An 18,819-nucleotide genomic window follows, 5' to 3' on the forward strand; every position below is an offset into this window, starting at 1 on the left:
CTTATGAAGGCAAATTTCAAAAATCAATAGTTTATAGTACATTTACATTTCCAATTAATTTAACGTTTTGATTGCAGCACATTCCATAGATCAAGTATTTGAAACCGCTCGTGTAGAAGAGGTTATTGGAGATTTTGTGCAATTAAAAAAAGCAGGGAGCAACTATAAAGGTTTAAGTCCTTTTAGTGACGAGCGTACTCCAAGTTTCATGGTGTCTCCAGTAAAGCAAATTTGGAAAGATTTCAGTACTGGAAAAGGAGGGAATGTTGTTGCTTTTTTAATGGAGCACGAGCATTTTACCTACCCCGAAGCTATAAAATACCTTGCCAAAAAATACAATATTGAAATAGAGGAAACGGAGCAGAGCAATGAACAAAAAGAAGCTGCCAATGAACGGGAAAGCTTGTATTTGGTCAATGAGTATGCAAACACCTATTTTCAAAAGATATTACATAAAACCGATCAAGGGAAATCCATTGGTTTAAGCTATTTTAAAGAGCGGGGTTTTACGGAAGAAACCATCAAGAAATTCGATTTAGGCTACGCTTTAAATGAGTGGCAAGCCTTTACTGACGAAGCAATAAAGAAAGGGTACCAACTTGAATTTTTAGAAAAAACAGGGCTTACTATTGTAAAAGGCGAAAAACAATTTGATCGTTTTAAAGGGCGTGTCATCTTTCCGATAAAAAGTATGAGCGGTCGCGTATTGGGATTTGGAGGGCGTATTTTAGTGAACGACAAAAAAGCCGCCAAATACCTTAACTCTCCAGAGAGTCTTGTTTATCACAAAAGTAAAGTGCTTTATGGTATTTATGATGCTAAACAAAGTATTGCTAAAGAAGACAATTGTTACTTGGTTGAAGGCTATACAGATGTTATCCAGTTTCATCAAACAGGAATTAAAAATGTGGTGTCCTCTTCTGGAACTGCATTAACTTCAGAACAAATTCGATTAATAAATCGTCTAACCAAAAACATTACGGTGCTTTTTGATGGGGATGCTGCAGGAATGCGAGCATCACTGCGAGGTATCGATTTGATTTTGGAACAAGGTATGAACGTAAAGGTATGTTCATTTCCTGAAGGCGAAGATCCTGATAGTTTTGCGAAACAAAACACACTTGAGGAACTGACATTATATCTGGAGGAAAATGCTAAGGATTTCATTCAGTTTAAGGCTTCAATTTTGTATGAGGATTCTAAAAATGATCCTATAAAAAAGGCTGAAACTATCAGGGATATTGTAAATAGTATTTCAAAAATCCCAGATACGATAAAAAAGGAGGTTTATGTTCAAGAATGTGCGCGCATTATGGACATAAGCGAGGAGGTACTGTTTACTACCTTGGCGCAAATCAATCAAAAAGAGTTAAAAGAAGAGAACAAAAAATACCAGCAAGAGCGCAAAAGTTTTGAGGTTATTAGGCATGAGCAACCTGTAAAAAAGGTTGATGTTCAATACATATTAGAGCGAAAAATAATAGAAGTGCTGTTGCTATATGGTGATAGGATAGAAGATTTTGAGGATTTAGTGCTTAAAGAAACAGAGGAAGGAGAATTACTTTTAGAACCTATTATTCAAAAAGCAAAAGTTTTCGAAAAAATTTATTTAGATCTGCAAGATGATGAAATGGAATTCTCAAACCCACAATTCAAAAACTTGTATTACACTATCATTGACAAATTAAACCAAAGTCCAGAATTTGAATTAAAGACGTTTATCAATACTGTAGATGCTGATATGGCAAATGAAATTACCAACATTTTAATGGAAGATGAGCGCTATAGTTTGAGTGATTGGCATCGTAAAAACATTTTTCCTAAGGAAAAAGAACAGAATGTGTCACAATTGGTAGCCGAAACTATTTTAAGTTTACGTTGCTTTTTAATTGAGCAGAAAGTAGTTGAGTTTCAGCAAAAAACGATAGAGCACAAATCTGAAATAAACAAATCTGTGCTCGAAGAAGTTAAAGAGTATTCTAGCTTAAAAATGTTGTTGTCTAGAAAACTTAATCGCGTGCTATAAGTCCAAAAACTTCGCTTGATTAACTAAGTCTACTAAATTATCAACTTTAAGTTTTTTCATTAAGCGCGCTTTGTAAGTGCTCACAGTTTTTTCGTTAATGTTTAGTTCTTTGGAAACCTCTTTGTTTTTCTTTCCGATAGCCAAAAGTTTTAAAACCTCTGTTTCTCTAGTGGATAGTTTTTTAAAGAATCTACCTTGTTTATTATTTCTGGTTCCAAAAGCAAGTTCTTGTGTAAGTTCATTACTTAAATGAATACCACCATTATGCACTTTTGTTACTGCTTCATTTACGGTAATTACATTTTCATTTTTTGAAATGTAACCAGCAGCACCAGCTTTGATAGAGTTAAAACCATAAACATTTTCTGGTTGTGCGCTAAACATTAATGCTTTAACATCGGGAAAATCTGATTTTAAGTGCCTTAAAACCGTCAATCCATTAAGTTTTGGTAAGTCAATCTCGGAGAGCAGTACATCAACTGGCTCCTTTTTCAGAAATTCTAAAACGGCTTCGCCGTTGTCAACAGTTCCAACAATTTTAATGTCAGAAGAAGCGGAAAACAAATGCTCAAGTCCTTTTCTGATAATAGGATGAGGGTCCGCTATCAATAATTTAATCATATTTTAGGGTTTTATAACTATGACGTTTTTTTTTGTTGAGAGAATCATAGTGTCTCAGGGAATATACCCAATGGTCAAAAATACTAAAAAAATTATAGATATTACAACACTTACATTAAATCAATGGGGATTTCGCAAATAGGAATAGGAATCATCTTATGTTTGTTGCTGTTATTGTAACGTTTGTATATTTTAAAAACCTCTTTTTCTCTTCCAGAAAAGTCGTTTTCCGTTTTTCCGTTATCATCCATTTTCATCGCCCATTCTAGCTCTGGATAAGAAGCGCCTATTTGGTCTTCATCACTTCTTGCGTCTCCAAAAAGACCATCACTGGGGGCTGCATTCATAATGGATTCTGGAACTTTTAAATATTCACCAAGTTGATAAACCTCCGATTTCAATAAATCTGCAATCGGGCTCAAATCTACACCACCATCACCATACTTTGTGTAAAAGCCAACGCCAAAATCTTCAACTTTATTACCAGTTCCAGCTACAAGCATACCGTATAGACCTGCATAATAATATAATGTCGTCATTCGTAATCGCGCTCTGGTATTAGCCAATGCCATATCAACTGTTGCTTGGTCACCGTTTAAATGTACCTCAGTTTTAAATTCTTCAAAAACAGGGGTTAAATCCGCACGGGTATCATCAACATTGTCAAAGCGTTCTTTAAGCTGAGCGATATGCTCATGAGCACGAGACACATGACTTTCTGCTTGATGAATAGGCATTTCAACACACAAAACTTTTAAACCAGTTTTGGCAACAAGTGTTGATGTTACGGCAGAATCAATACCTCCTGAAACACCAACCACAAAGCCATTTACACCAGCGTTTGTAGCATAATTTTTTAACCAGTTTACAATATGATTTACAACTTTTTCTGTTTGCATAGCAAGGGAAATTAAATATGAGAATAGTACCTTTGTAACAAAAATAACCTATACTCTCAATTTATAAAAATTTACAGCGTTTAGATTTTCATGAAAAATATATTGTTTGCTTTTTTGATAGCTGTCTTCATGATTTCATGTAAGGACGAAAACAAAGTAGAACGAGAAATAGCCAGTATAAACATTGATATTTCTGTTGAGCGTTTTGATCAATTTTTTGGAAATGCAAATGGGGCTGATTTACCTAAGTTAAAACAGGCGTATCCATTTATGTTTCCTGAAAAGTACAAAGATTCGTTTTGGATAGCTAAAATGAAGGATACACTTCAACAAGAATTGGTTCATGAAGTAGGGAATAAATTTCAAAAGTTTGATGATGATGAGATTGAAATTGAAACGTTATTCAATCATTTGAAGTACTATTTTCCAGAATTCAACCCACCTCGTGTAATTACTACAACTTCAAATGTAGATTATAGAAACAAGGTTATTATTACAGATACTATTGCGTTGATAGCACTTGACACCTATTTAGGAAAAGATCATTTTTTTTATGAAGGTATTCAAAAATTTATAAGGCACAATTTTGAGAGCGAGCAAATTGTGGTAGACATGGCTGGAGCATATGCTGAACACTATATTTATCAGCCCCAAAGGAAAACGCTACTGGATGAAATGATCTATTTTGGAAAGCAACTTTATTTTAAGGATGTAATGTTGCCAAACAAAACAGAAGCACAACGCATTGGTTACACCGATGAACAATTGGATTGGGCGCAAACAAACGAGCATTTCATTTGGCGTTATTTTGTTGAGCGCGCGTTACTTTACAATAGTGATACCAAGCTACCAAGTAGGTTTATCAACCCAGCGCCTTTTAGTAAATTTTTCTTGGAAGACATAGATACAAACTCTCCTGGGCGTATTGGGCAATATATAGGTTGGCAGATTGTAAGGGCATATATGAAAAATAATAACGTGTCTTTAAAAGAAATGTTACAAACCAAAACACAAGATATTTTTAATAATTCAAAGTTTAAACCTCGTAAGTAATGGCGGAAAAAATACAATCTAAAATAGAGTTGAATGTAGAACTTGATGAAAATCGTATACCAGAGAAATTATCATGGACCGCTGAGGGTGGCGGTATCACAAACGCTGAGGCTAAAGCAATGATGCTATCTGTTTGGGATGATAAAGCAAAAGAAATGTTGCGTATAGATTTATGGACAAAGGATATGCCTGTAGATGATATGAAAATATTTTTTCATCAAACTCTTGTTGCTATGGCCAATACATTTCATCGCGCCACTCAAGATGAAAAAATGACTGCTACTATGAAAGATTTTTGCGATTATTTTGCTGAGAAGTTGGAGCTGAAGTAATAGCTAGCTATCATCTTTTTTAGCATCATTTATTTCCTTCTGGAGATGGTCTAAATATAAAATACCATTGAGATGGTCTATCTCATGTTGAAAAATCACGGAAGTAAAACCTTCCACTGTCTCAGATTGATGAACACCATCTAGAGTATCATATTCAATAATTATTTCTTTTGAGCGGCTATTTAAAATTTCACTTCTATCTGGTATAGACAAACAGCCTTCACTAACGGTTTGTTTGTCTTTGGAATATTCTGTGATTATTGGATTAAGATACACTTCAAAGGGTAAACCGTCTTTATCCAAACGTTGTACCCAAATAATGTTTTTTAAAATACCAACTTGGGGTGCTGCAATACCCACACCTAAAGACATGCTATCTCTCACAGTAGTATATAAACGTTTTACGAAATTTTGAAGAATACTGTTGTTCGGGTCAGGTTTGATGTAGGTACTTTTTTGCCTAAGTAAAAGCGAATCAGTTTTGTTGGTGATTTTATAAACGCGCATAGGTTTTAAGCTATCTGCATCCATAATGCGTTTTTTTTCTTCTTTAGAAAAAAAATCCGCTCCTAAATTTTTTGTGCCAGAACACCCAGTAATCAAAAGCATAACAAAAGTTAGAAATAAGATGTTTTTCATAAAAATGAAGTAATCAAGCACCAATTACCCACTACCATTCGTTGATGCGGTTAGAATCTAATTTAATAAAAATAAACAGTAAAATGGTAAAGGCCCATAAGCCTGACCCGCCATAACTAAACATTGGCAGTGGAATACCAATAGTAGGGATTAAACCCATAACCATACCAATGTTAATCATAAAATGCATAAAAATAATGGCCGCTACGCCGTATCCATAAGCACGACTGAATTGCGATTTTTGAAGTTCAGCCAAGTGTAGTATTCTTAAAATGAGCAAAACAAAAAGAATGACAACTAGCGTGGTTCCTAGAAAGCCCCATTCTTCACCAACGGTGCTAAAAATATAGTCGGTATGTTGTTCTGGTACAAATTTTCCAGTGGTACGAGTGCCTTCCATAAACCCCCTGCCTGTAAAACCACCTGAGCTAATTGCTTTTTCAGATTCGTTAAGGTTATAGGCAAATGTACGTTTCATCTCCTCCAGTTTTTCAGGATCTTTTTCTAAACCTAGCCATAAACTAATACGATCTTGCTGATGCGGTTTTAAGATGCTTTCATAAAAAAATTGAACTCCAAAACTTAAAGCGGCGCTTACAACAATAATAAAAAGACTTTGTAAAATAGGATATTTACGCTTCCTAAAAAAATGAAGTAAAATCACAGCTAGAACAGCCGCTATTGTGGTGCTAATAGCTCCAAACTTTAGCGCAAGTATTGAAAGTAGAACGACTAAAAAGCCGATAATAAGATAGATTTTTGGTAAGCCTTCACGGTATAACACAAAAAAGAATGCGCCATATACTACGGTGCTTCCTGTGTCATTTTGTAGTAAAACCAAAAGTGCTGGAATTAGTATGATTATAAAAGTTCTGAGCTGATCTTTTAATGTGTTAATATCAGTATTTAAATCACTTATATATTTTGCCACAGCTAGAGCTGTAGCTGCTTTTGCGAATTCACTGGGTTGAATAGTAAAACTTCCAATAGCATACCAAGATGTAGCGCCGTTTACGTTTTTTCCAAAAATAAAAAGTCCAACTAAAGACAACATGGATAGGATGTAAAATATACTAGAAAAACGTTCATAAAATTTTGCGTCAATGGCGAGTAGCAATACAATGAGAACAAGCGTTAAGAAAATAAAAACGATTTGTTTAGCAAAGGGCTGTGAGAAATCAAAATAGTTAATCTCTGCCCCGGAATGGGATGCTGATAGAATGTTAAGCCAACCAAAAACCACCAAAAGCAAAAAAAGTATGATAGTTGCCCAATCAAATTTAAAGTATCGGTTAGTTTCTCTTACCATCAATTGGAGGAAGTATTAAGTTGATTTAACTTCCGTTTTAGGCGATAGTATTCGGTTTCCTCAACAATCTGTAATTGAGTTTTGCCGTTGATATGAAAAGGTTCACCTGTGTAGGGTTTCGCATATTCATTTTCAAGTGAGTGTTTTAAAAGCCATTCTTCCATATCTTTTCTGGTTATATAACCTTTAATGTGTTTTTCAATCATTAAACTTGCTACTTTTCCAGCAAAACGGCTTCCCCAATAACCATTTTCAACAAAAACGGCAATGGCAATCTTAGGATTTTCTTTGGGTGCAAAGGCTACAAAGATGGAATGATCCGTAAGTTGAGTCCTTACACTATCAATTTTTATAAAATTTTCAACTGTTCCTGTTTTTCCACAGATTTCTATGTCTTTTACATTTAAGAACTTAGCGGTTCCATTTTTATAAACGGCATGCATACCTTCTATTACAGGCTCATAATGTTGCTCGTCAATGGTTGTGTATTTTGGTTTGGTAAAATTATCAGGTAATGTTTCACCTTTAATATGTTTTATAACATGAGGCGTAAAATAATGCCCTCTATTGGCAATGGCGCATACCATATTAGCTAGCTGAATTGGGGTGGTAGCTACTTCGCCTTGTCCAATAGCGTTTGAAATAGTATAGGTTGAATAAAATGTTTTGGGATAAATGCGCTTGTAGTAAGCCCTATCAGGAATACGCCCTTTTTGCCCTACATATAAATCATTATTTAAAAAATTACCAAGCCCGAAACTTTGTGCATGTTTACTCCATGTGTCAATACCTTCAGAGGTGTTTCCGGTTTTGTCTAAAATTCGTCTGTACGTCGTAGCAAAATAGGCATTACATGATTCTTGTATACCGGTAATCATGTTATTACGTCTTCCACGATAGCAATGGCACTTCATAAACCTATTGCCATATTTGTAACCAGCATAACAGGTTATCTTTTCTTCGGGTGAAATTACATCTTCTTGTAAAGCTATTAAGGCATTCATCAATTTAAAAGGTGATCCAGGTTCATAAACACCTTGGATACTTCTGTTAAAAAGCGGTTTAGCTATAGTGTCTCTTAAAAGTCTTGTGAAATTTTTAGAACGTTCTCTTCCTACTAAAATGTTTGGATTATAAGAAGGTGCAGCAACCATGGCCAAAATTTCCCCCGAGGCAGGCTCAATAGCTATAACACCACCACGCTTATTTTCCATAAGTAATTCGCCATAGGCCTGTAAATTGGCATCAATGGTAATGGTAATGTCTTTACCTTGTTCTGGAACAATATCAAACTTTCCATTCTTATGCGGACCAATATCTCTATTAAATCTATCTTTTTGAATAAATTTAATACCCTTTACGCCCCGTAGCGTTTTTTCATAAGAGGCCTCTATTCCATTTTTACCTTTTAAGTCACCCATTTGATAGTAAGGGTCGTTCTTAATGTCTCTATTATTAACCTCGCCTATATCGCCTAGAACATTAGCGCCAATGGTGGTTTCGTATTTTCTCAAAGGTCTTTTTTGAATATAGAACCCATCGAATTTCCGCATTTTTTCTTGCAGAACAGCATAGTCTTCCTTTGAGAGTTGAGGAACAAATGGAGAGGCTAATCTTGGCGAATAGTTGCGGGCACGCTCTAACTTTTTATCATAGGTCTCTCGTGATATTTTCAAAAGCTTACAAAATTCGTTCACATCAAAATCTCCTACTTCACGCGGAATTACCATCACATCGTACGAAGGTTGGTTACCTACTAAAAGTAGCCCATTTCTGTCGTACACGAAACCTCGTTTGGGGTAATTCCAAACCTTTCTAATAGCATTATCTTCATATAAATTATTTGACCCTCCTTTGTAAATCTGAAGATAAAACAACCTTCCAATAAAGGTAAAGCCACATAAAATAACTAAAAAGAAAAGTAAAAACTGCCTCATTAATTTTTTCGACTAAAAATGATTGAAATCAATGTAATCATTAAAATAGTAAATATACCTGAGAATAACGTTTTTTGAAACACCATTAGTATTCTTGAAATGCTAAATATTTCCAGAGAAAATAAGATGATATGGTGTAATACCGTTAATAGGGCTAAGTAAACAAGTTTTGCCCCAAAATCGGTATTGTTAAACTTTACGTTGTTGTGCTCATACATGGTGCCAAATGCAAATTTTAAAAACACAGGTCTGGCGTAGGCAATAAAAACGGAAGCTGCCGCGTGTATACCTCCTGAATCTGAAAACATATCAATTGTGAGTCCTATTAAAAAACTTAGAAAAATAAATAATAATCGATTATTTTTTATTGGAAAGAAAATGATAAAAATAACATAGATATATGGATTGACATAACCCAAAAAGTTGATATGGTTAAACAATATCACCTGAAATAAAACAAGTAACACAAACCTAATGCTATGTGCTGTAATAATACTATTCATTGGTGTTTTCTAGCAATGTTTCAATTTCTTGTTTTTCAGTATTTTCTATAATATAAACATGCTCAAGATTTGTCATGTCATTAAATAATTTTACATCTATTTCATAGAAGTTTTCGGTGGCATCAAGTTTTGAGTTTATTACTGTACCTACAGGAATATTTTTTGGAAAAATGGAAGATTGTCCTGAGGTTACAATGGTATCACCTTCCGAAACTGGGGCAATTTTTTCTACATCGGTCAACTGAATAATGTTTGGTGAATTTCCGTTCCAGGTTAATGAGCCAATGTGCCCTGATTTTTTAAGTTTTACACTAATACTACTTTTGGAATTTAAAATTGAAATCGCAGTAGCGTAATTATTTGAAACATCATCTATAATGCCTACCAAACCTAAAGAAGAGATAACACCAAAATCTTGATGAATACTGTCGTTAAGACCTTTGTTAATCAGTAAAAAGTTATCTGACAGATTATAACTATTACGAATAACATTGGCTGTAGTGCATTTGTAATTTAAACCAGTTACACTATCTATTGCAATAGCATTTGTATCAAATTTAGCATTAAATAGTAGTTCGTTTAGCCGTTTATTTTCGGCTGCCAATAATTCATTTTGAGTTTTTAAATTAAAATAAGAACTTACATTATTTACTGAATTATACACGCCCCCACTTAAAAAATTAGCAGAATTAACAAACTTACTTTTATGATAGGAATGCGACTGAATTGTGAAAATAAGAGCGATACCAAAGAGCAACACGAACAACAAAAAGTTTTTGTTCCTTATTATAAAATTAATAATTTGTTGCATGGGTTATACCTATTGAATTTCAGAATGATGTATAAATAAATTGAGTTATTTTTTGATTAGTCGAGGCAAAAAAATTAAGCATAGCCTTAGTTACGGTTAAATTTTTAAACGAAGAATAAGCAAAAAAGAGACAATTTATATGCATTATTTTGAGGTTTAATAGGTGTTCGGCCTGTTGATGCCCTATTTTATCAATACACTTTTGTATTTAGGTAAGTTTTTAAGTGTGATACCCGTACCTCTAACCACAGCACGCAAAGGATCCTCAGCAATGTAAACAGGTAAATCTGTTTTTTGTGATAAACGTTTGTCTAAACCTCGTAACATCGATCCTCCACCAGCTAAGTAAATTCCAGTGTTATAAATGTCTGCAGCTAATTCTGGAGGTGTTTGCCCTAGAGTTTCCATTACTGCGTCTTCTATTCTTAAAATGGACTTATCCAATGCTTTTGCGATTTCTCTAAAAGAAATAGATACCTGTTTTGGTTTTCCAGTAAGTAAATCACGCCCTTGAACGCTCATATCTTCTGGAGGTAACTCTAAATCTTCGGTTGCAGCACCAATTTGTATTTTAATTTTCTCAGCAGTACGTTCACCAACATAAAGGTTGTGCTGCGTTCTCATATAATACACAATATCATTCGTAAATACGTCACCCGCAATTTTTACGGACTTGTCACAAACAATTCCACCCAAAGCAATCACAGCGATTTCGGTAGTTCCGCCACCTATATCTACCACCATATTTCCTTTAGGTTGCATAATATCTACACCAATACCAATAGCAGCAGCCATTGGTTCGTGTATTAAGTATACTTCTTTCCCGTTAACACGTTCTGCACTTTCTTTTACAGCGCGCATTTCTACTTCTGTAATTCCAGATGGAATACAAATCACCATTCTTAATGCAGGCGTAAAAAACTTCTTTTTTAAGGCAGGTATGTTTTTAATAAACATACTTATCATTTGCTCAGATGCATCAAAGTCTGCAATTACACCGTCTTTTAATGGGCGAATGGTTTTAATATTCTCATGGGTTTTTCCTTGCATTAAACTAGCTTCTTGCCCAACAGCAATAATTTTACCCGAAACTCTGTCACGAGCCACTATGGAAGGTGCATCAACAACAACTTTATCATTGTGAATAATTAATGTATTTGCAGTACCTAAATCTATTGCAATATCCTCGGTTAGGAAGTCAAAAAATCCCATGTATTAACGCTATTTATCAAGTTATTATAGAATGGCAGTAAAAGTAATAAAACTAAAGAAAAAAATAGATGTTTATTAGTGTTAGTTAAAAAATAATTTTTATGCAACTATTCATTCAGAATATAATTTTAAACTCGCTATACCAATCTTAATTTTGTCGCAAAATAAGTATTTTATCCTATAAATTTGCATTTAGTCGATATTTTTTATACTATTGAATGTTTTTAATCGAAAAAAACAGAAAAACCCCCTCAAATTTATTAACCTAAACCCCAATTAATTATGAGTACAAACACATTAAGTGTAACAACACCACCAGGAAAAGCAATTGACCCAAGTAAAGTGTTTATTCAACCTTTAAATTCTGAAATTACGTTTAACTTTAATTCTTCAAGTTTAAAACCTCTAACACCACTGGTGCAAGCGAGTTATAGTCCAGAAGGCGATTTACAAGTTAGTGCAGTAGTATTTATTGCTTCAGCAGAAACACCAAGTTTGTCTGCAGTAAATCAAGAAGCTGTTATTTCAGATTCTGGTGAAACCCAACTAGATTTCTTTATCATTTACGATGCTCCAGAACAAAGCTACCAAACGTTTAGTGCGTATCGTGTAGATTTTATTGTAGAAAATCCTCCAGCAGATTTAGTGCAAATAGAAACGTTTTTATGGGATAGCGATCCTGTGTCTTCCAGAGGAACTGTAACTGAAGTTGGAGGAAGATAAAATAGTATTTTTTAATTTTAAATATTATAACCATAAGTAAAAAACTTATGGTTATTTTTTTGAATATATTTGTTAAAAACAATTCTAATTTGAGCCACAATACTAAAGTTTATATAGTGTTTATTTCAATATCATTATTTTGGAATTGTTTTGTTTTCTCTCAAAAAGAATCAAAAGACTTACTGTTTGATTCACTAATTAAAAATAAAGCCAGTACTTTCAAATCACAGCCATATTTTCATTCGGCTGCTTTGTTTTTTACTGAAAAGGAATGGGATTCAACGCTGGTATTCACCATGAGGCAATTAAATCAAGTGAAAGTTTCCCAAGAAATACAAGACTACGCTCATTTTCTTAGAGCTTATAGTTTTAAACAAAAAAAGTTATTTGAAGAAGCTTATAAGGAGTTTAAGTATATATCTAATGAATTTGAATTTTATGACTTAGTTAAAATACATATGGGACAAGTTGCCTTAGAACTTCATCAGTTTGATAAAGCAATTAAATATTATAAAGAACTGGAAAGTATATCATCTTCCAACAGTTTTAAGTATTTTGAAAAGGATATAGTGTATCTCAACTTAGGGCTTTGTTATCATCATTTAGGAAAATTTGATAAGGCAGAGCCTTATTTATTAGAAAATGTAAAGCGCAATGAACACAAAAAAGATACGGTAAAATTAATACATGCTTATGGAAACTTAGCAAATGTATATTATGAACAATATAAAGATAATTTAGCTATTCCATATTTTGAAAAAGCCTATGTGCTTTCAAAAAAGATTGAAGACATAAAAGCGAAACATAATACAGCCTTAAACATGGCAGTAGTTGAAGAAAACCGTAAAAACTTCCAAAAGGCATTAGTATATAGAAAAGAATACGAGCAATGGAAAGATTCCTTAAACGATCAAAATAAAATCTACGAAGTTGCCAAAATTGAAAAAGAGTTTGCCGTAAAACAAAAACAAAAGGAAGTAGATGTATTAGAAGTTGAAAATAGAGCCAAAATACAAGAACGCAATGGGTTGTTGTATTCCGCGTTAACGCTGCTTATTCTTCTTGGGGTTACCTTTTATTTTTATAAAGAAAAAATTAAAACCAATAAAATTGTAGTAGCCCAAAAAGAACGTTTAGATGAGCTTAACGCCACAAAGGACCAATTGTTTTCTATTGTTAGCCACGATTTGAGATCTTCGGTAAATGCATTAAAAACAAGTAATACTAAGCTTCTGAATAATTTAGAAACCAAGAACCTAGAAGCTTTAGAAGATAATTTACAAAACAATAGTACTATCGTAAATGGTGCGTACAATTTATTGGATAATCTGCTGCATTGGGCGTTGTTGCAAACCAAACAGTCTTATTTTCATATAGAGCCTTTACGTTTATTTCTAATTGTAGAACAAGTTGCGTATAATTACACCCCTTTAATGCAGGATAAGGAGATCGATTTTCATAATTCAGTTTTAAAGACAGATAAGGTGTTAGCAGATCAAGAATCATTAAAAATTATTTTAAGAAACTTACTTGATAACGCAATAAAGTTTTCAGAATCAAAAGATACTATTAAGATTTACACTGAAGACACCAAGTCAAACTATTGTAATTTAATTGTTGAAGATACCGGTGTAGGAATAGACGAAGCGACCTTGAAAACACTATTAGATGATACAACACCATTGGCAAAAAAAGCGCATGAAGATACGATTGGCACTGGCTTAGGGTTACAATTATGTAAATCTTACACTGAGCGAAATAATGGCAAATTTTACATTGAAAGCGCATTGGGAAAAGGCACTAAAATGATTGTATCTTTACCAAAAACGTAGTATCATGGATAAGGTTAACGTATTAATAATTGAAGACACAGCTTCAGAAAGTAAAGCGCTTGTTAAAACCTTAGAAGCAAATAACTACAATATTGTTGGTGTTGCTACAACTTTTAAAGACGCGTTACAGATGTTTCATAATAACGCTGTAGACATTGCTGTTGTTGATATTTTTTTAAACGGAAACCCAGAAGGTATAACCTTTGCCGAAACTATAAATGCTACGCCTAATGCATCAAAACCATTTGTGTTTTTAACTAGTAGTACAGATAGGGCAATATTTGAGCGTGCTAAACTCACCCAGCCATTTAGCTATTTAATGAAACCTTTTAATGAGCTTGAAATTTTATACGCTTTGGAAATGGCTGTTGAAAAATTTTACGAGCAACCCGATGTGTTTTTAGGTGAAACCGAAGACACTATAATAAGTGAAGATTATCTATTTATCAAAAAAGGAAAATCTTTAAAAAAGGTATACACAAAAGACATTATTTATATTGAAGTAGAGGAGAAATACTGCAACGTTATCACAGAATCTGAAAAATTTGTGATATTAATTTCGCTTACCAAAATTTTAAAGCTTTTAGATAGTTCGATATTTTGTAGAACACACCGAAACTTTATAGTAAATACCGAAAAAATTGAAGAAATAATTCCCGCCGATAATCTTATTATCCTTTCAGGAAATCATAAGGCAACACTAAGCGAAACATATAAAGATATTTTAAAACGCATAAAAACGCTTCGATAAATACAATTCCATTTTCTTTTTGATTTTTTTTGTTGCTCATTTTTTAGATTTCATGCATAAGATTTCCTGCTTCATGACATTTTTCTGAAAAACAACTTAGGATGCTATTAGATTTGAACCAGAACTCAAAAGGGATTAAGTCTAAATACAATGTGTTCTAAAAAGAAAGTTGAAGAAAACCAAAAACACAATATGGAGACAACCAAAAAAAACAAAATAGATTATTTTATATACTTTTTAATGGCGGCCGTAATAGTGCAATTGTGCATCTTAATTTATAGGCTAGTTGTTTTAACCTCTGGATAATGTCGAATCTATAAATTTAGCTATTAAGTGAACAAGTTAACTACTAATGTTCTTGTTTTAATAAACTTATTTAGGGATTAGTTTATTTTAGATTCGAAAAAAAAGAGCACCATATGGTGCTCTTTTTACTATATGGTTATTAATAATGTTTAATGCTTAAAATGGCGCGTGCCAGTCATTACCATAGCAATTTCATTATCATTGCAATAATCAATACTTAATTGATCTTTAATGGAACCACCTGGTTGAATCACAGCATTGATACCAGCTTTGTCAGCAATTTCAACACAGTCAGGGAAGGGGAAAAAAGCATCACTTGCCATTACAGCACCGTTTAAATCAAAATTAAAAGTTCCTGCTTTATGGATAGCTTGTTGTAAAGCATCTACACGACTAGTTTGCCCCGTACCGCTTGCACATAATTGTTTATTTTTTGCCAAAACAATAGTGTTGGATTTGGTGTGCTTACATATTTTTGAAGCAAATAATAAATCCTCTATTTGGGCTTGTGTAGGTGCTGTATTGGTAACGGTTTTTAAATCCTCAGCTTTATCAGTAATACTATTTCTATCCTGAACCAATACGCCGTTTAAACAACTTCTTACGTTTGTCTTTGGCATTTCAATATCATGGATTTGCAATAAAATACGATTCTTTTTACCTTTTAGGATTTCTAAAGCATCCGAAGAAAAAGAAGGAGCTATCACTACTTCGCAAAATAATTTGTGAATTTCCGCAGCAGTGGCAGCATCAATTTCTGTATTACTAATTAATACACCACCAAAAGCAGAAACGGGGTCGCCAGCAAGTGCATCAACATACGCTTGGTGTAATGTGTCGCGCTGTGCTAAACCACAAGCATTATTATGTTTTAAAATAGCAAATGTAGGCGCGTCATTTTTAAATTCCAGCATTAAGTTTACGGCAGCATCTACATCTAAAAGGTTGTTATAGCTTAATTCTTTACCATGAAGTTTTGTAAATAGTTCATCAAAATCTCCAAAGAAAAATCCTTTTTGATGGGGGTTTTCTCCATATCGTAAAACTTTACCATTAGTTTCACTTAGTTTTAAAACCGTTTCTTCATTATTTTGGTTAAAATAATTAAAGATAGCTGTGTCATAATGCGATGATACATTAAAAGCTTTACCAGCAAAACGTTTTCTGTTTTCTTCTGAAATGGTGCCATTATTCGCGGAAATCAGCTCCAAAAATTCTGCATAATCATCAACAGAAGACACACAAATTACATCCGCATAATTTTTGGCAGCGGCACGAATTAAAGAAATACCGCCTATATCGATTTTTTCAATAATGTCCTGATTGCTAGCGCCAGAAGCGACAGTTTTTTCAAAAGGATATAAATCAACAATCACCACATCAATTTGCGGAATGTCATATTCTACCAATTCAGCAACATCGCCATCATGATTTTGACGGTTTAAAATACCACCAAAAACCTTTGGATGTAATGTTTTTACCCGACCGCCTAAAATTGAAGGATACGAGGTTACATCTTCAACAGGAACAACGTTTACACCTAAATCATTTATAAATTTCTCTGTGCCACCAGTAGAATAAATGGTTACACCTTGCTTGTCTAGTTCTTTTACAATTGGGGCTAGCCCATCTTTACTAAAAACTGAAATTAATGCGGATTTGATGGTTTTTTCGTTGCTCATTGCCTAAGTTTAAGTTGTTTTTACAATAAAACGCAAAAGTAGCTATTTCCTTTAGAAGTTCAGTTCTAATTTATAGTGAAAAATTGATGTTTTTTTAACGAAACGTAGAAGTTGTTAACATGAAATTTATATCTGTTTTTCACGCAACCATTTTAGTCATTTCTGTAAAGGTTAACTAATTCGAGGACAATTTTTGTTAAACTTGTTAGGAGCTTTACCATTTAAACTTTGGTGAGGCCTTTCCTCGTTATAATAGTAAAGGTATTGTAATATTTCCTCTTTTAGATGTTCTTTGGATTCGAAATATGTCTCTCTTATTAGGTCGTCCTCAATGGTTCTCCAAAAGCGTTCAATTTTTCCGTTGGTCTGTGGCCTATAGGGTCTTATATATCTATGTTTGACCCCAAGTTCGGACAGCATCCGCTCAAAGGCGTGGTTATGCTTTGATTTACTTTGTTTCTGCCCGAATTCGGGTCCATTGTCCGTAAGAGCCTCCCTGAACTTTATATTGTAATGTTCAGAAAGGATATTGAAGCTTCTAAGTCCCGCAAACATGGTTGTTAACGCGGTTAGGTCTTCTGTAAGTTCTACCCATGCCACACGGGTGCACGAGTCTATGATACCGTACAGATAATACCGTTTTTTAGGTTCTTTGGCTACGATACCTTTTGGGAGATAATGTGTGTCTATGTGTGCCAGTTCCCCAGCCTTTTCTTTTATGATACGTCGTTTGTTGGATTGCATCTTTGGTGTTAGCTTGTTTAGCCCATAGCGCTTGGTGATGTTATATACTCCAGATGGCGATGGGGTAAACTGTCTTAATTGGGGCTTTAAAATACAACTAATCTCGTATTTGTTGTTCCCCTGCTTTCTTAACGCTATGACTTTTTGCTCAATAAAGGGCAGAGGCCTTCTGCTCTTCCACTTTGGCCCACGCTTCTGGGGCAACAGGTCTTCTGCTTTTCCGCTTTGCTTGAACCTATTGTAATATTTTAAAAAGCTTCGTCGATCAGTGCCATTGGCCTCATGAAAATCCTTGACATATCGATACCTGGGATGGCACTTGTTCTTCACCAGTTCATACTCACTAATCAAAAACTGGTATTTCTGGAGGTAATTGCGTTTTAAGGTTAGGTCGTCGTTGTTATTTCTCATGGAACAAAATTAATCTCTTGGTTAATTCTGTCATCGAATTAGTTGACTTCTACAATTTCGAATCTTAAATAAAAGCTTCATTCTATGAATATTCTAATTAGACACGTTTTGTTTTTGATGGTTTGGTTTTTTACTTTTTCATGTAGTGAAAGCGAAAGAGAAATTCCTTTTTCTGAAGATGTCTTAATCGGGAAGTGGAAAAACACCGAAGCTTATATTAGTGCTGGAGGCCCTCATTATTGGGTATCTGTAGATGATGGTGAAGAAATTGAATTTTTTGAGAATGGGACATTTATTTCTAATAGATTTGATGAATGTTTAGGTGGAAATTATTTAGCTATAGATGGGAAATTATCTTTGGATTACGCATGTGATGGCTTTACATCTCAAAATGAAAACCAAGAGGGTTTCATAACTAGTACTTTAACTTTTAAACGAGGTTTTTTTCTTATGTCACTCACTAGTGGACCGATTTGTGTAGAGGGGTGTAAATCAAAATATGTGAAAATGAGTGAAGATTAAATGATCTCTGAAACCTTCTTACAAACAAACTCCAAAAACCGTTCATCACTTTCAGTAAAAGGATCAGGTGTATTAGAATCGATATCAATCTGACCAATATTTTTTTCGTTTACAAAAATGGGAATTACGATTTCAGATTTTACCGAAATGCTACAAGCGATATAATTATCCTGAGCAGACACATCAGGAACTACAAAATTTTCATTGCTCACCGCAACCTGTCCACAAATACCTTTTCCGAAAGGAATAACAGTATGGTCAGTTGGTGCACCAACATATGGCCCTAAAATTAATTCTTCCTTATCGCCATTTCTAAAATAAAAACCTACCCAATTGTAGTAGTCTATGTTGGTTTCCAATAATTCACAAACACTTAGTAAACGTTCATCGACGGTTTTTTCAGTGTGTGAAATAATAGTTTCAACCAAGGGTTTTAGAGTTTCAAAAGACATGATTTCAAAAGTTTTGGTAAAAGTATTTAAAAAGGTGTAATTTCGGTGCTCATA

At 33.9% G+C, this 18,819-nt stretch carries 18 protein-coding genes; 7 read left to right on the forward strand and 11 right to left on the reverse strand.

All coding sequences use genetic code 11. The features are described from left to right. The first annotated feature begins 67 nt into the window (after positions 1 to 67). Entirely contained in the window at positions 68 to 2,026 is a 1,959-nt protein-coding gene (gene dnaG / locus AC1B0Z_RS13870) for a DNA primase (RefSeq protein ID WP_483792658.1), read from the forward strand. Here dnaG and AC1B0Z_RS13875 read toward each other — a convergent pair. Together AC1B0Z_RS13875 and nadE are read right to left on the reverse strand one after the other, a co-directional pair. Continuing rightward, on the reverse strand, positions 2,021 to 2,647 hold the full coding sequence (locus AC1B0Z_RS13875) for a response regulator (RefSeq protein WP_483792659.1): 627 nt from the start codon (positions 2,645 to 2,647) through the stop codon (positions 2,021 to 2,023). The genes dnaG and AC1B0Z_RS13875 overlap by 6 nt on opposite strands. Before the next feature lie 110 nt (positions 2,648 to 2,757). After that, entirely contained in the window at positions 2,758 to 3,546 is a 789-nt protein-coding gene (gene nadE / locus AC1B0Z_RS13880; protein ID WP_483792661.1) for an NAD(+) synthase, read from the reverse strand. A 90-nt stretch (positions 3,547 to 3,636) separates the two neighbouring features. On the opposite strand from nadE, the gene gldB reads away from it, so the two are divergent. Both gldB and gldC read left to right on the forward strand, forming a co-directional pair. Continuing rightward, a complete protein-coding gene (gldB, locus tag AC1B0Z_RS13885; RefSeq protein WP_483792662.1) occupies positions 3,637 to 4,599 on the forward strand; it encodes a gliding motility lipoprotein GldB in 963 nt (320 codons plus the stop codon). Next, positions 4,599 to 4,931, forward strand: coding sequence for a gliding motility protein GldC (gene gldC, locus AC1B0Z_RS13890; protein WP_483792664.1), 333 nt, complete (start codon positions 4,599 to 4,601; stop codon positions 4,929 to 4,931). The genes gldB and gldC overlap by 1 nt, the downstream gene beginning before the upstream one ends. A 3-nt stretch (positions 4,932 to 4,934) precedes the next feature. Here gldC and def read toward each other — a convergent pair whose 3' ends face one another. The 6 genes from def to AC1B0Z_RS13920 form a co-directional block, all read right to left on the reverse strand. Further along, the gene (gene def, locus AC1B0Z_RS13895) at positions 4,935 to 5,570 is read right to left on the reverse strand and encodes a peptide deformylase (RefSeq protein ID WP_483792666.1); all 636 of its coding nucleotides are present in this window, start codon (positions 5,568 to 5,570) and stop codon (positions 4,935 to 4,937) included. A 31-nt stretch (positions 5,571 to 5,601) separates the two neighbouring features. Beyond that, entirely contained in the window at positions 5,602 to 6,879 is a 1,278-nt protein-coding gene (gene rodA, locus AC1B0Z_RS13900) for a rod shape-determining protein RodA (protein WP_483792668.1), read from the reverse strand. Continuing rightward, entirely contained in the window at positions 6,879 to 8,816 is a 1,938-nt protein-coding gene (gene mrdA / locus AC1B0Z_RS13905; RefSeq protein WP_483792670.1) for a penicillin-binding protein 2, read from the reverse strand. Before mrdA ends, rodA begins: the two co-directional genes overlap by 1 nt. Then, positions 8,816 to 9,319: a rod shape-determining protein MreD gene (locus AC1B0Z_RS13910; protein ID WP_483792671.1), complete on the reverse strand. Its 504-nt coding sequence runs from the start codon at positions 9,317 to 9,319 to the stop codon at positions 8,816 to 8,818. Before AC1B0Z_RS13910 ends, mrdA begins: the two co-directional genes overlap by 1 nt. Next, positions 9,312 to 10,130, reverse strand: a complete 819-nt coding sequence (mreC, locus tag AC1B0Z_RS13915; protein ID WP_483792673.1) for a rod shape-determining protein MreC — start codon at positions 10,128 to 10,130, stop codon at positions 9,312 to 9,314. Before mreC ends, AC1B0Z_RS13910 begins: the two co-directional genes overlap by 8 nt. Before the next feature lie 183 nt (positions 10,131 to 10,313). Further along, on the reverse strand, positions 10,314 to 11,342 hold the full coding sequence (locus tag AC1B0Z_RS13920; RefSeq protein WP_045372438.1) for a rod shape-determining protein: 1,029 nt from the start codon (positions 11,340 to 11,342) through the stop codon (positions 10,314 to 10,316). A 282-nt stretch (positions 11,343 to 11,624) separates the two neighbouring features. Here AC1B0Z_RS13920 and AC1B0Z_RS13925 point away from each other — a divergent pair, with 282 nt between their 5' ends. From AC1B0Z_RS13925 to AC1B0Z_RS13935, 3 genes are all read left to right on the forward strand, one after another. Next, the gene (locus AC1B0Z_RS13925; RefSeq protein ID WP_483792675.1) at positions 11,625 to 12,065 is read left to right on the forward strand and encodes a hypothetical protein; all 441 of its coding nucleotides are present in this window, start codon (positions 11,625 to 11,627) and stop codon (positions 12,063 to 12,065) included. 89 nt (positions 12,066 to 12,154) lie between these two features. Further along, positions 12,155 to 13,897: a tetratricopeptide repeat-containing sensor histidine kinase gene (locus AC1B0Z_RS13930; protein ID WP_483792677.1), complete on the forward strand. Its 1,743-nt coding sequence runs from the start codon at positions 12,155 to 12,157 to the stop codon at positions 13,895 to 13,897. A gap of 4 nt (positions 13,898 to 13,901) precedes the next feature. Next, the gene (locus AC1B0Z_RS13935) at positions 13,902 to 14,648 is read left to right on the forward strand and encodes a LytR/AlgR family response regulator transcription factor (protein ID WP_483792679.1); all 747 of its coding nucleotides are present in this window, start codon (positions 13,902 to 13,904) and stop codon (positions 14,646 to 14,648) included. A gap of 455 nt (positions 14,649 to 15,103) precedes the next feature. On the opposite strand, the gene purH is transcribed toward AC1B0Z_RS13935, so the two are convergent. Together purH and AC1B0Z_RS13945 are read right to left on the reverse strand one after the other, a co-directional pair. Beyond that, the gene (gene purH / locus AC1B0Z_RS13940) at positions 15,104 to 16,636 is read right to left on the reverse strand and encodes a bifunctional phosphoribosylaminoimidazolecarboxamide formyltransferase/IMP cyclohydrolase (protein ID WP_483792681.1); all 1,533 of its coding nucleotides are present in this window, start codon (positions 16,634 to 16,636) and stop codon (positions 15,104 to 15,106) included. A 171-nt stretch (positions 16,637 to 16,807) separates the two neighbouring features. Next, entirely contained in the window at positions 16,808 to 17,791 is a 984-nt protein-coding gene (locus tag AC1B0Z_RS13945) for an integrase core domain-containing protein (RefSeq protein WP_483791788.1), read from the reverse strand. Positions 17,792 to 17,875: 84 nt separating this feature from the next. On the opposite strand from AC1B0Z_RS13945, the gene AC1B0Z_RS13950 reads away from it, so the two are divergent. Continuing rightward, positions 17,876 to 18,313, forward strand: coding sequence for a hypothetical protein (locus tag AC1B0Z_RS13950; RefSeq protein ID WP_483792683.1), 438 nt, complete (start codon positions 17,876 to 17,878; stop codon positions 18,311 to 18,313). On the opposite strand, the gene AC1B0Z_RS13955 is transcribed toward AC1B0Z_RS13950, so the two are convergent. Then, positions 18,310 to 18,765 carry a GAF domain-containing protein gene (locus tag AC1B0Z_RS13955; protein WP_483795316.1) on the reverse strand — a complete coding sequence of 152 codons (456 nt, stop codon included), beginning with the start codon at positions 18,763 to 18,765 and terminating at the stop codon, positions 18,310 to 18,312. The genes AC1B0Z_RS13950 and AC1B0Z_RS13955 overlap by 4 nt on opposite strands. Positions 18,766 to 18,819: the final 54 nt, after the last annotated feature.

It is taken from the genome of Hyunsoonleella sp. J2K-J805, from assembly GCF_057167125.1.